Source organism: Microseira wollei NIES-4236 (assembly GCF_020521235.1).
Lineage (GTDB): Bacteria > Cyanobacteriota > Cyanobacteriia > Cyanobacteriales > Aerosakkonemataceae > Microseira > Microseira wollei.
This window is the reverse complement of record NZ_BLAY01000121.1, coordinates 20,176-31,989: the sequence shown is the minus strand read 5'-3', so window position 1 is coordinate 31,989 and position 11,814 is coordinate 20,176. Positions and strand designations below refer to the sequence as shown.

The following is an 11,814-nucleotide window of genomic DNA, read 5'->3' as shown; positions in this document are numbered from 1 at the left end:
GCAATCATCAAATCTTCCCTTGGAAAGAAGATTTCCGCTGCTGTGCTACTACTGTGAAACCGGGAATAAGTTGCGCTCAAAAATCCTGGTTTGGCACAGTCCCAGGGGCAAGGCAATCATCAAATCTGCCCTGGGAAAGAAGATTTCCGCTGCTGTGCTACTACTGTGAAACCGGGAATAAACCTCGTCGTGCGTCAGCAAACTCGCAGGGGCACGGCAATCATCAAATCTGCCCTGGGAAAGAAGATTTCCGCTGCTGTGCTACTACTGTGAAACCGGGAATAAGTTGCGCTCAAAAATCCTGGTTTGGCACAGTCCCAGGGGCACGGCAATCATCAAATCTGCCCTGGGAAAGAAGATTTCCGCTGCTGTGCTACTACTGTGAAACCGGGAATAAGCCTCGTCGTGGGTAAGTCCTGCCCCATCTTTTCTAGCAGAAGCGTCCCAAAGGCGATACATTGGGTTTGGCATCCTGACGGTAAATTTCTATGACAACCTTCCAACCCGATCCGGAAACCGTTTCCACTCCAACTCTATCTCCCGACGAGCTAGTCAACGAGATATTAGAGGAAGAGATGGAAATCAATTATGTAGAGGTGATTGAAACCGTTATCTCCAGTCTCGACCAGGATAACACCGCAATGGTTAGCCAAACCGATGTGGGTCATCTCTGGAAGTTTATGTATGGTAGCGTTGAAGTGTTCGTGCAACTGACGGGTTCGACCGATGAAGACAGTTTAACCGTTTGGTCTTCGGTGCTAAATTTACCTGCCAAAAACGAACCGCAATTAATGCGTAAATTATTAGAAATGAACGGGGCTGAAACTTTTGAAGCGCGTTTCGCCATTATTAACGACCAAGTAGTTCTCCTATCAATTCGTACCGTAGCCGAGCTTTCGCCGGGGGAAATCTCCCGCGCCATCACCGTTGTAGCAACGATCGCAGATAACAACGATGAGGCTTTGTGTGCCGAATTTGCTCAGTAGTTATTGGCAAGCTTGCTAATTGCTAATTGCTAATTGCTAATTGTTCAGTGGCGATTAGCTATTAGCTATTAGCAAAAAAACTAATAACTAATGATTAATGACTAATGACATGACTCATTGGCGTCTTATTCCTTTACTGGAAGCACCTGGTGCGGTGCAAATGGCGATCGATCGCTGGTTGCTAGAACAGCACAGATTGGGTTTGCTTCCGCCTACTTTACGCTTTTATACTTGGTCGCCCGTTGCAATTTCTTTAGGCTATCACCAACATAAATGGCCTGAGTTTTGGCAGGATTTGACTTGGCAAGGAAAGCCAATTGAGTTGGTGCGGCGTCCTACTGGTGGTCGTGCTGTGCTGCATCAGGGAGATTTGACTTATGCCATTGTAACGTCGGGTCTTTCTGGCAGTCGGATGCAGGTGTATCGAAGATTATGCCAGTTTTTGATTTTGGGGTGGCGATCGCTCGGCGTTGAATTACACTACGGTGACGCCGGACGGGGGTATATTCGCAATCCCAACTGTTTTGGCACTGCCACTGGTGCGGATTTAGTGTTGGCAAATAATGCTAAGTTGATTGGCAGCGCCCAACTTTGTCGGGGTAACACCGTTTTGCAACACGGTTCAATGCGCTTGTATCCAAATCTGGATCTGTTTGAACGGGTATTCGGTGAGGCGGAAATCTCAAAAATAGATATACCCCTTCCACAGCGGCAAGATCGGCTTATTTCAACCGTCATAGATGCTTTAACTGCTACTGCGTCTCGTTGTTTCGATGTTCAGTTAAAGATGCAACCGCTATCACCAGACGAATGGCAAGCAATTCAGGCTCAACCGATACTAGAGCTTGGTTTAGCGCATCAGCGCCGTTGAAAACAGTCTGTTTGAGCAAAGGTTGAGCTACTTAATCCTAACGCCGCGATACTTTAACTCAAAGGTTGGACCGCTTGCAGTCTCAACTAAATCTCGCTGTTTTCCCTCGGTGTTATCCCAGGCGGCTTTTGGGTTGCTCTCGCCATTGCTCAAGCTTACCAGCTTCTTGGTCTGGGAGGGTACGGTGGAATTTTTCTGCCAAGGCAGTCGTTGACTCATCAGTACCAGCACTAAAAGCAATAACTTGATCTGCCACGGTGCTAAAACCAAGCTGGCAATTATACTGACTACTGAAATGGTGGCGCACAGATAAGCCATTTCGTCATTTGAATTTGCGTAGATATAAACCGCAATTAAGGAAACTATCAGCCAGATTGTAAAGCTAAGCATTTATACTACCTCTTTAGCTCAAATTGAATTATTACAAATTTATAACGAGAATGCGGGGCGCGCTTCCGCATTAATACCTAAAGTATGTCAGTGAATTTTTTATAAGTAGTCTTACTTAGACTTATTTTTTAGGTTGGTAAATGAGAATTATTGTAGATATAGAGCCAAGTTTATTTCTAAAATGGTTTCTATTTTGATATCGAGTAGCATAGACTCAAATCTTTCACCTGACATGGGTGAGACGGGCAGGATGCCCATCCCACAACAGAACAGCCCATCCCACAAGAGAACAGCCCATCCCACAACAGAACAGCCCATCCCACAACAGAACAGCCCATCCCACAACAGAACAGCCCATCCCACAACAGAACAGCCCATCCCACAAGACAAAAGGGTGGGTTAACGCAGCACCAACACTAATCGAGAATTATTCTTATTTGGAAGCGGATGTTAGCTCAGATGGGGTTTGTTGCTGCTGAGCTTCTGCTGTGGCTTTTGCGATCGCGGGAATGGGAAACCCTCCGGGATAGCTACCTTCTTGTTTGATGCGCTTGATTTGGGCTTCCGGAATGGAAAACTTGAGAGCAGTCGCGATCGCTTTCACTATATCCCCCCGATCGATTATCCCCGCCACCGCTCCTGCTGGAGAAAGTACCGTAATTCTACGTAATTGTTTTGTTTCCAATTTATTGATTGCATCAACGAGGGAGGATTTCTCCTCAACGGTGTCGATTTGGTCGAGGGGTTTAGCGATGGTGTGAACCGTTTGAGTTTCCCATAAACTGCGTTCGACTGACCGCAAATCCTCGGCTGAGACTAAACCGCGATAGCGACCGTCAGAGGCAGCAAAATATACCTGGGCTTCCTTTGCTTCTAAAAGGTAATCATCGGCAAATTGACGCAGGGTCATATGGGCATCGATTACCCGAAACTCCCGCGTCATTGCGTCTGCTGCGGTTAGCTGCAATAAAGTTTCTTGCAAATTGGTCATGGTATCGTAGGCGGTGGCATTTCGCAGCACAAACCAGCCGAGTAAAGCAATCCAGAAGAAACCGAATTCTTCTGTTGTAAAGGCAAAGAACAGACCCGAAATAATTGCCAACCAACCGAGAATTTGTCCAGCTCTAGCCGCCCAATGGACGCCAGAGAAGCGATCGCCGGTAATCTTCCACACGGCGGCTTTTAAAATCTGCCCGCCATCCAAAGGCAAACCGGGTATTAAGTTAAACAATCCCAAAACCAAGTTAATTTGGGCTAAGTTTCCCACTACAACCCCCGCCGGACTCGACTGGGGGATTTGGAAAAATAGAATACTCAGTAGGGCGAATAAGGTTAAACTGACGAGAGGGCCTGCGATCGCGACTTGAAAGGCTTGTCCTGGGGTTTGGGATTCCCGGTCGATGGCAGCAATACCGCCAAACAGAAACAGGGTAATCGAGTTTACTTTAATGCCTTGCGATCGCGCTACCAAACTGTGACCCAATTCGTGCAGCAGTACGGAGACAAACAGCAGCAGGGCGATTAAAAAACCAGTCACCCAAGCAAGGAAACCCCACTCTGGATTTTCGGAAACTAAATCCAACCCGTTGGCAAAGGTGAAAAACCCTAAAATAATCAACCAAGAAGGGTCAATGTTTAAGGGGATGCCGAATATAGACCCGATGCGCCAACCTGCTTGCATAAAAATTTCCTAAAATTAGTGTTTTACACCTATTCTTACGCATCCGGGCGCCCCTTCGGGCGAGTTGCACCAAAAATGAAAATGGAATCGATAGCAGCGCTACCGATTCCGCAGCCGAAGGTAATTTAAATTCGACTACCTAGATCGCGCCAATGTTGGTCAGACCTAAGATAGCACCAGCTCCCAGAATGTGACCAAAGCAAGTACCCGCCAGCAATTGCGGGAAGCCAAATCCAGGTATGGGTGAGGGCGGTTTGGTTCCCCGATCCTGAGTGCCGATGCGGGCGAACACCAGTCCAAGGATGTTGCAAATTACCATCACCAGTGCAATCTTAAAAGACCAAACTGGCGTTGCCGGAACGGTAGCCTGAGCTGCAAGTAAAATCGAGTGAATCAAGATTCTTTCTCCTGCTGTGAGAAACTAAGGCACAAAGGGGATTATAGAACGACAGGGGAAATTAAATACGTTCCACTCACATGTGAGCCGTTAAAGCGCACCCGCATTCGATAATCCTAAGATGAACCCAGCGCCCAGGATGTGACCGAAGCTCATGGTCGCCAGCAACTCAGGGATGCCGAATTTCTGGAACAATGCGGGTTTGGACGCCGGCAGATCTGGTCCTACACCGGGATTTTGAATCGCATAACGACCAATGGCGATCGCTAACAGGTTGCACAAAATCATCACTAGACCTACCGCCGGAGTCCACTCGGTGGTTGTGGGAACGGTAGCTTGTACTGCCAAAAGTAAAGTTGAGTTAAGCAAAATCTTTTTCCTATCTCGCTAAACAACAACAAAAATTATCAAAATACCGTCCCACAAGGCTGCAATTTGTTTTAAGAGTTAACATATGCTTAAAACTTTGTAATGGCGTTACTAGGCTCTGCCGTGGTCACGAGGGTAATGGGTAATCGGTCATCGGTAATGGGTAATGAGAATTAAAATTTGCGGGATTACTATACCGGAACAGGGAGTGGCGATCGCTCGCATGGGAGCCACCGCTTTAGGCTTTATCTGCGTGCCAACTTCCCCGCGTTACGTCACCTCAGCACAAATTAACGCAGTTGTCAAGGATTTATCAGTCAAAGTTGACCGAATCGGCGTGTTTGCCAATGCCACGGTTGAGGAAATCTGCCAAACGGTTGCAGAGGCTGGTTTAAACGGCGTGCAGTTGCACGGGGATGAAACAGAGGAATTTTGCCAAGAACTGCGACAACGACTGGGGTCGGTGGAAACGATCAAAGCATTAAGAGTGCGAAGCCAGGAAGGACTCAAGCAGGTAGAAATTTATACCCCTTGGGTCGATACCCTGTTGCTAGATGCCTACCATCCTCAGATGCTGGGAGGCACTGGCACAACCCTAGACTGGAGCAGCTTACAGCAGTTTCATCCCAGTTGCCCTTGGTTGCTCGCCGGTGGTCTGACTCCGGATAACGTGTTAGATGCCTTGAATCAATTGCAACCCAGCGGTATCGATTTATCGAGTGGAGTCGAGCGCTCGCCTGGAGACAAAGACTTAGACAAAGTAGCCAAGCTGTTTGAAAAATTGGGAATTGGTAATAGGTAATTGGTAATTTTAAATTTTAGATTTTAGAAGTGAATTTAAATCTAAAATCTGCAATTAGCAATTAGCAATTAGCAATTAGCAATTAGCAATTCCCAATTACCCCTTAAAAAAATGCCGGTTGATGGCGAATCAAGTTCAGGAATTCTTCGCGAGTTTTTTGCTCGTCTTGAAACACGCCTACCATCGCGCTGGTAACAGTCCAAGAACCTGGCTTTTGAACGCCTCGCATTACCATACACATGTGAGAAGCTTCCATCACAACGGCAACGCCTTTTGGTTCTAAAATAGTCTGAACTGCTTCAGCCACCTGGCGCGTCAGCCGCTCTTGCACCTGCAAGCGACGGGAATACATTTCTACAATGCGTGCCAACTTGCTTAATCCCACAACTTTTTGGTTGGGAATATAGGCGACGTGAGCCCTGCCCATAAACGGTAGCATGTGGTGTTCGCACAAGCTGAAGAAACTAATATCCCGCACGAGAACCATCTCGTTGTGGCCTTCATCAAAAATAGCGCCGTTGACTAATTCTTCCAGGGATTGATTGTAACCGCTGGTGAGAAAGCGCATCGCCTCTGCAACGCGCTTGGGCGTTTTTAACAATCCTTCCCGATTGGGGTCCTCACCCACTCCAATGATGATTTCCCGCACGGCATCTATCATCTTTTCGTTTTGGTCTGCCGTAGGGGGTTGCAATTTGGGTTCTGCACCGTTTAAGGTATTGCGGTCGGGGCGAGTTGCTACGCGAGAAAGTTCGTCGTTGCCGATCAGAAGCGTACGCGAGCCATTCGAGCCATTGGAACCGTTGGAAGGAGCCATAGTTATGATGTGTCTTGGTAGGATTAGTGCAAAAGAATCGGGAAAAAAACGAGACAGCAACTTAGAGTGTGCCAGCGCTAGGCATGAGGGTTAACTCTTCAATTACTGCTTTTTCTGGTAGCAGCGCCGTCTGTAAAATTGACTGCGCCACAATTTCTGGCGTCAACATTGCCGCGCGGTCAAAGTCAGCATTAACTGTGTCCGTATCCCACATGGGAGTATTGACAGAACCAGGACAGATCGCGGTGACGCGAATTCCGTTCGCGCGTTCTTCTGCTGCTAAGGTTTTAGACAAAGCCATGAGGCCAAACTTGCTAACACAGTAGGCTCCCCAACCTGGAAATACTTGGATACCGGCAATCGAGCTGACATTAATAATTGTCCCTGAGCCGCGAGCGCGCATCATCGGTAAAATTCCCTGGATGCACTGGAAGGCGCTGGTCAAATTTAGGTCGATTACCCGTTGCCAGTCGGATAGGGGAGTATCCATCACCGTGCCGGTGTACCCCATCCCGGCGTTGTTGACCAGGATGTCTATCGCGCCAAAATCAGAGGCGATCGCGCTGATTTTTGGTTTCACCTGGTCGATCTCGCCCAAATCCAGGGGATATGCCTGAGCTTTTACCCCTAACGAGGTCGCCTTTTGAGCCACCGCCTCTAGTTTGTCCTTTGAGCGACTCACTAAGGCGACGTGAATTCCAGCTTCAGCAAACGCCAAAGCAACTGCTTTGCCAATGCCGCTGCTGGCTCCTGTAATCAGAGCGTGTCGTTGTTTGGTAGAATTCATGCAATCTTCCATTGCTTCAGCAGCGCCAGACTGTGTAAATTCTCATACAGCAGTCAGTAACCGCAGCAATTTTCAGTCGGACACAGGGGGTTGGATTGGGTGAGGGCAGTTGCGTTGGGGTATTTTTTATAACTAAACCCGACACTTGAACAGCCACACCCAGGAGGGAGTACCGCCTTGTACGAGGGATGAAAAATGCTGTCTGTAGGTTCTGAACTAGAGCGTGAGAGATTTAACAACCAACCCTTGAAGATGATGGTAACGTTAAAAATCTTTACATTCCTTTCACAATTATATCACTAGCAATTGGGTCTTTAGCGCCAGCAACTACCTTTAGGCAGAGATTTCCGCGAACACGCCGATTTGGCGGAATTTTTGATAGCGCAGTTCGCGACGCTGTTGACCCGTTAACTGGGACAGTTCCTCCAGGTTCTGCAACAGTGCTTGCTTGAGGGTTGCTGCTGCTTTTAGAGGATCGGCGTGAGCGCCTCCGGAGGGTTCGGGCAATACTTGGTCTAAAATACCCAATTGTTTCAAATCCATTGCGGTGATTTTGAGGGCAGAGGCTGTTTGGGGGGCTTTAGCGGCATCTTTCCAAAGAATGCTGGCACAAGCTTCGGGAGAAGCAACGTAGTAGACCGAATGCTCGAACATGAACAAGCGATCGCCGACTCCAATCCCCAAAGCACCCCCCGATCCACCTTCACCGATGACGGTACAGAGGATGGGGACATTGAGACGGAACATTTCGCGCAGGTTGTATGCGATCGCTTCCCCTTGTCCTAATTCTTCTGCTTCTACCCCCGCCCAAGCGCCTGGGGTATCGATAAATGTGATAATTGGCATCCCAAAACGATCCGCGTGTTCCATCAGCCGCATCGCCTTGCGATAGCCGCCGGGGGAGGCCATGCCGAATTTACGCACGACGTTATCTTTGGTATCTCTTCCTTTTTGGTGTCCCAGAATAACGACGGGACGCCCCGCCAAACGAGCCACACCGCCGACTAAAGCGGGGTCATCAAACCCGCCGCGATCGCCGTGGAGTTCGAGCCATTCGTCGCTGATGGCTTGAATATAGTCGAGGGTGCTGGGGCGGCGGGGATGGCGAGCAACTTGCAACCGCTGAGCGGGTGACAAACCGCTGAAGATTTCTTGGCGCAGCTGCACCGCTCGCGTCTCCAACTGGCGGATCTCTTCGGATACGTCCACGCCGTTTTCGGCAGCTAGTTCGCGAATTTGGTCGATGCGTGCCTCTAAATCCGCTAGCGGCTTTTCAAAATCCAACAGAAACGGTTTGCGCTCAGTAGTTGCCACGGCAAGGAACTTGGATAACGTTGAGTAGCTTCTTTACCAGGATAGCGTGGTAGGTGTACTCCCTCTCTCTTGACACCAGGGAGCCAAGCCAGCACTCTGACGGAGGAAAAGTAGCAAAGGTAGCAAAGGAAGGATTTATCAAACATGACGAGATGCACAAAACCCCCTCTAACAGGGGGATTGGGGGGAGCGGGACTTTTAAGTCCAGTCAAAGCGCAACCGTCTAGAATACTTTATGTCAGTACAAGACGTTAAAACCTACCGATTGACTGGGGGGAAAGGTCTTAAGAATCCCCGTACCAACAGGCGCGGGGAGTGTCAACAAACTAGGAAAAGTAGATTTACAGGACTTACGCACGACCTTGCCATCACCTTTGTTTGTTCGTAGATCTCCAGTTCCAAAACGAAGATTTTTCCGAGAAACCCGGTTTCTTTGCGTAAGTTCTGATTTACTCACATCTTGCACCTGTCGCAACAACCCGCCAGTGGTTAAAACCTCCGGGCTAATAGCTAAAGTCGAATTTATCCGACTGGATAACAGTTTTAGTTTATTTCAATGGAATTTCCCTATCAGCTGTGGAACTTAAGTTCCTGGCGGGTTATAGGCTAATTGAAAATGGTGCAAGCTCTGAATCTACCTCAGGACTTACGCAAAGAAACTAAGGTGATAGGAAAAATCTGGGCTTTGCAACTAGAGAGCGCCGCCAGAAACCGGGTTTCTGGGAAAAATCGTGGCTTTGCAACTAGAGAGCGCCGCCAGAAACCCGGTTTCTCGGAGCGTCTTGCGTCAGTACCGTACCTAAAACTTTACAATAAATTTACAGAAAACACCGTAGATATATCTAAAACTTCATGATAAATTTACATAAAAACACGGTTTTTGTTGGAATATGTATTTAATGGTTTTTACGGATGTAATTTGAATTATTGTGTAGGCCATCAAATTTTATAAGTTACATTACGTAGAAACCATTCAAATTGATGGAAAAATTACCGAAAGCTAGGGGTGAAGCCCTAGTCATCTAAGGGAATCCAACAGGGCGATCGCTGCAACACAGTCATTGGTGAGGAGAGATCGCATTGAGAGAGTGAATCGGTGTTGGTTGCGTATGCACCATTACCGACTGATGATCGCAACTAGGAGACAATCGATGAAACTGAAACAATTTGCTTTCGTAGCCGGGACAGCGCTAGCAATGCTAGTCTTCACCAGTGGTAAGAGTCAGGCGGGGACATTAATCCAGAATGCTGAACTTGCAACCCCCCCATCGGGAGCTACTGTTATTGGCGAATGCCGCGATGCTGGGCTGTGTAAACCCGGCGATCTGCTGGAGCTTAATTATAGAACAACTTCAAGCTCTGTGTACGCTATCAACGATACCGCTTTCGATTTCACCAAGTTCATTTATACGATTCTTCCCGGGCAAGATGCTACATGGGACCCTGCTTCTACGTTTGGCTTCTTCGGGACGAAGGAGATTTCTAGTGATGGCAAAGTCCTAACCTTCAGTAACGGAGTATTTCGCGCCGGAGCAACGGCTCTTTTCAGTGCAGTAAATTCTGGCAATACTCCGGTGAGGACTACGGCTACCTTTGAAGGCACACCTGCTGCGTCTGTCCCCGAACCAACTGCGGTTGTGGGTGTGTTGGTTGCTGGTGCTTTGGGTACTGCGCTGAAGAAAAAGCGAGTTGCTGCTAATTAGTTCATTTTGGGCGTACGCTCTAACCCCGTTGTTGGTGAGGAGCGTACGCTAGTAACTCAAGTTGCTAGTTATCTCTCTGGGAGCGGCTAATGGCGTTCCCAGGCAGGAGCTGTGGTAACTCGGCGTTCCCAGGCAGTCGCCCGGAGAACTCGGCGAAATCAGTAAAAATCCTATATTAGCAAGCGATCCTGCTCGCAATTAGCAACGCCCTTGTTTATAACTAGCAACTTGCGTTAGTAGAAAGTGTCTTGTTTGAATCAACATAGGAGTTAAAACCATGAAAAACCTTTTGAATAAAATTTCGGCTACCGTAAGCGCTAGTGCTGTTCTGGCGATGGCGCTTGCCTTAGAAACAGCCAATCCCGCTCAAGCGATCGAGTTTAATTTTAGCTGGAAAGGTGACGCTGGCTACTCAGCTTTAGGGACGTTCAGCTATGACGAAACGACAGCACCATCAATTATTTCAGAAAGCGGTAAGGGGCAGACAAAAGATTTAGACTCCCTGAGTGTCTCTTTCTTCGATCCATCTAATATGCCGCTCGGAACTTATAATACTGTTACTGGTGGAGTATCAAACTCTCAGTTTTTCAAATTCAATTTTAATACTTCCACTCAGAGCTTATTTGGCGCGTTTGACGTAGCAGGAGGACAATTTATAGACGGAGAATTGTTCCTGCAAGGAACAATTGGTAGTAAGTTGGAATTAAGGCAGACCGCCAATAAAGCAACAACGTCGATTCTAGTGGATCAAAATTCTGGGGCTATTACAGTTAGCCAAGTTCCCGAACCCGCTGCTGTTTTGGGTTTACTAGCATTCGGCGCGTTGGGTGCAACTTTAGGGCGCAATAAAAAGCTAGTCTCCTCCGAAAAAGCATAAGTTGTAGGGACACGGCATGATAAACTTTGTTGCAGCAGCAAAAATATCTCTGTTGCCGTGTCCCTACTCTCTAAAACTTTCGGGCGTTGATAAAGGAGGAAAAAGCCATGAAAAAATTGTTGACTAAAGTTATAACTGCTGCGATAATGGTTGCTTTATCGGTGGCGATCGCTCTTTGTGGTAACAACCCAGCTCAAGCTATGACATATGACTTTAGCTGGAATGGGAATGGGGGTTATTCAGCTACAGGCTCGTTTAGTTATGATGAAAACACAGCCCCAGAAAAGTTTTCAGAAAGTGGACCAGGGGCGACTCAGGCTTTACAATCCCTCAATGTCTCTTTCTTCAACCCATCGGGTAATCTTGTGGCCACTTACAATAACGTTGTGAATGGAATATCAACGGGTCAATATTTCAAGTTGAACTTCAACAAGGTAACAAAAGAAATATTTGGATTAATAGATGTGGGGGGTGAAGCAGCGGGGGAAAGCTATTTAAAAGGAACGGTTAATACCGACTTATCATTGTATCAGGTTCCTCAATCAGGTCCTGATACGATCGGAGATAGCAATTCAGGAACTATCGTCGTCAAATAAGCCGTAACGCAAGTTGCTAGTTATCTCTCGAAGAGGGGCTGGTTAATGGCTAATGGCTAATGTCAGTAAAAATCCTATATTAGCAATTAGCAATTAGCCATTAGCAACGCCGAATTTTATAACTAGCAACTTGAGTTAATTAGATTAACAGGCTTTTGCCGTCAGCAGTCAGAAAGAAGGTTTATGCTGAGATTTATCCCTGTCAAACCCAGGATTTTTCAGCT

General features: G+C 47.5%; 15 protein-coding genes. 7 read left to right on the top strand and 8 right to left on the bottom strand.

From position 1 onward, the window contains the following. Positions 1 to 264: 264 nt before the first annotated feature. On the bottom strand, positions 265 to 471 hold the full coding sequence (locus MiSe_RS31980; RefSeq protein ID WP_226587719.1) for a hypothetical protein: 207 nt from the start codon (positions 469 to 471) through the stop codon (positions 265 to 267). Positions 472 to 488: 17 nt separating this feature from the next. Here MiSe_RS31980 and MiSe_RS31975 point away from each other — a divergent pair, with 17 nt between their 5' ends. Together MiSe_RS31975 and MiSe_RS31970 are read left to right on the top strand one after the other, a co-directional pair. Then, positions 489 to 986, top strand: coding sequence for a YbjN domain-containing protein (locus tag MiSe_RS31975; protein WP_226587717.1), 498 nt, complete (start codon positions 489 to 491; stop codon positions 984 to 986). A 97-nt stretch (positions 987 to 1,083) separates the two neighbouring features. After that, positions 1,084 to 1,857 carry a lipoate--protein ligase family protein gene (locus MiSe_RS31970; RefSeq protein ID WP_226587715.1) on the top strand — a complete coding sequence of 258 codons (774 nt, stop codon included), beginning with the start codon at positions 1,084 to 1,086 and terminating at the stop codon, positions 1,855 to 1,857. A 27-nt stretch (positions 1,858 to 1,884) separates the two neighbouring features. Here the strand turns inward: MiSe_RS31970 and MiSe_RS31965 are convergent, their stop codons facing one another. Next, a complete protein-coding gene (locus MiSe_RS31965; protein WP_226587713.1) occupies positions 1,885 to 2,247 on the bottom strand; it encodes a hypothetical protein in 363 nt (120 codons plus the stop codon). Positions 2,248 to 2,428: 181 nt separating this feature from the next. On the opposite strand from MiSe_RS31965, the gene MiSe_RS31960 reads away from it, so the two are divergent. Next, positions 2,429 to 2,650, top strand: coding sequence for a hypothetical protein (locus MiSe_RS31960; protein ID WP_226587711.1), 222 nt, complete (start codon positions 2,429 to 2,431; stop codon positions 2,648 to 2,650). 30 nt (positions 2,651 to 2,680) lie between these two features. Here MiSe_RS31960 and MiSe_RS31955 read toward each other — a convergent pair whose 3' ends face one another. From MiSe_RS31955 to psaK (MiSe_RS31945), 3 genes are all read right to left on the bottom strand, one after another. Next, positions 2,681 to 3,928 (bottom strand): site-2 protease family protein, encoded by a 1,248-nt coding sequence (locus MiSe_RS31955; RefSeq protein WP_226587709.1) that lies wholly within the window; start codon positions 3,926 to 3,928, stop codon positions 2,681 to 2,683. 139 nt (positions 3,929 to 4,067) lie between these two features. Beyond that, a complete protein-coding gene (gene psaK, locus MiSe_RS31950; RefSeq protein ID WP_226587707.1) occupies positions 4,068 to 4,325 on the bottom strand; it encodes a photosystem I reaction center subunit PsaK in 258 nt (85 codons plus the stop codon). A gap of 90 nt (positions 4,326 to 4,415) precedes the next feature. Beyond that, positions 4,416 to 4,694: a photosystem I reaction center subunit PsaK gene (gene psaK, locus MiSe_RS31945; protein WP_226587705.1), complete on the bottom strand. Its 279-nt coding sequence runs from the start codon at positions 4,692 to 4,694 to the stop codon at positions 4,416 to 4,418. A gap of 166 nt (positions 4,695 to 4,860) precedes the next feature. On the opposite strand from psaK (MiSe_RS31945), the gene MiSe_RS31940 reads away from it, so the two are divergent. After that, a complete protein-coding gene (locus MiSe_RS31940; RefSeq protein WP_226587703.1) occupies positions 4,861 to 5,496 on the top strand; it encodes a phosphoribosylanthranilate isomerase in 636 nt (211 codons plus the stop codon). A 103-nt stretch (positions 5,497 to 5,599) separates the two neighbouring features. On the opposite strand, the gene folE is transcribed toward MiSe_RS31940, so the two are convergent. From folE to accA, 3 genes are all read right to left on the bottom strand, one after another. Beyond that, a complete protein-coding gene (gene folE / locus MiSe_RS31935; RefSeq protein ID WP_444980580.1) occupies positions 5,600 to 6,313 on the bottom strand; it encodes a GTP cyclohydrolase I FolE in 714 nt (237 codons plus the stop codon). 61 nt (positions 6,314 to 6,374) lie between these two features. Further along, on the bottom strand, positions 6,375 to 7,100 hold the full coding sequence (locus tag MiSe_RS31930) for an SDR family oxidoreductase (RefSeq protein ID WP_226587701.1): 726 nt from the start codon (positions 7,098 to 7,100) through the stop codon (positions 6,375 to 6,377). Positions 7,101 to 7,433: 333 nt separating this feature from the next. Next, positions 7,434 to 8,414, bottom strand: a complete 981-nt coding sequence (gene accA / locus MiSe_RS31925) for an acetyl-CoA carboxylase carboxyl transferase subunit alpha (protein ID WP_226587699.1) — start codon at positions 8,412 to 8,414, stop codon at positions 7,434 to 7,436. 1,151 nt (positions 8,415 to 9,565) lie between these two features. Between accA and MiSe_RS31920 the strand changes: the two genes are divergently transcribed. From MiSe_RS31920 to MiSe_RS31910, 3 genes are all read left to right on the top strand, one after another. Further along, positions 9,566 to 10,117, top strand: a complete 552-nt coding sequence (locus tag MiSe_RS31920) for a PEP-CTERM sorting domain-containing protein (RefSeq protein WP_226587697.1) — start codon at positions 9,566 to 9,568, stop codon at positions 10,115 to 10,117. A 277-nt stretch (positions 10,118 to 10,394) separates the two neighbouring features. Further along, complete coding sequence (locus MiSe_RS31915) at positions 10,395 to 10,994, top strand: PEP-CTERM sorting domain-containing protein (protein WP_226587695.1); 600 nt, start codon at positions 10,395 to 10,397, stop codon at positions 10,992 to 10,994. A 107-nt stretch (positions 10,995 to 11,101) separates the two neighbouring features. Continuing rightward, positions 11,102 to 11,590: a hypothetical protein gene (locus MiSe_RS31910; protein ID WP_226587694.1), complete on the top strand. Its 489-nt coding sequence runs from the start codon at positions 11,102 to 11,104 to the stop codon at positions 11,588 to 11,590. The last annotated feature ends 224 nt before the right edge of the window (positions 11,591 to 11,814 follow it).

Bases quoted from the DNA above. Each gene is read 5' to 3' on its own strand.
- MiSe_RS31980 (WP_226587719.1), bottom strand. From the start codon at position 471: ATGCCAAACCCAATGTATCGCCTTTGGGACGCTTCTGCTAGAAAAGAT.
- MiSe_RS31975 (WP_226587717.1), top strand. From the start codon at position 489: ATGACAACCTTCCAACCCGATCCGGAAACCGTTTCCACTCCAACTCTA.
- MiSe_RS31970 (WP_226587715.1), top strand. From the start codon at position 1,084: ATGACTAATGACATGACTCATTGGCGTCTTATTCCTTTACTGGAAGCA.
- MiSe_RS31965 (WP_226587713.1), bottom strand. From the start codon at position 2,247: ATGCTTAGCTTTACAATCTGGCTGATAGTTTCCTTAATTGCGGTTTAT.
- MiSe_RS31960 (WP_226587711.1), top strand. From the start codon at position 2,429: ATGGTTTCTATTTTGATATCGAGTAGCATAGACTCAAATCTTTCACCT.
- MiSe_RS31955 (WP_226587709.1), bottom strand. From the start codon at position 3,928: ATGCAAGCAGGTTGGCGCATCGGGTCTATATTCGGCATCCCCTTAAAC.
- MiSe_RS31940 (WP_226587703.1), top strand. From the start codon at position 4,861: ATGAGAATTAAAATTTGCGGGATTACTATACCGGAACAGGGAGTGGCG.
- folE (WP_444980580.1), bottom strand. From the start codon at position 6,313: ATGGCTCCTTCCAACGGTTCCAATGGCTCGAATGGCTCGCGTACGCTT.
- MiSe_RS31930 (WP_226587701.1), bottom strand. From the start codon at position 7,100: ATGAATTCTACCAAACAACGACACGCTCTGATTACAGGAGCCAGCAGC.
- MiSe_RS31920 (WP_226587697.1), top strand. From the start codon at position 9,566: ATGAAACTGAAACAATTTGCTTTCGTAGCCGGGACAGCGCTAGCAATG.
- MiSe_RS31915 (WP_226587695.1), top strand. From the start codon at position 10,395: ATGAAAAACCTTTTGAATAAAATTTCGGCTACCGTAAGCGCTAGTGCT.
- MiSe_RS31910 (WP_226587694.1), top strand. From the start codon at position 11,102: ATGAAAAAATTGTTGACTAAAGTTATAACTGCTGCGATAATGGTTGCT.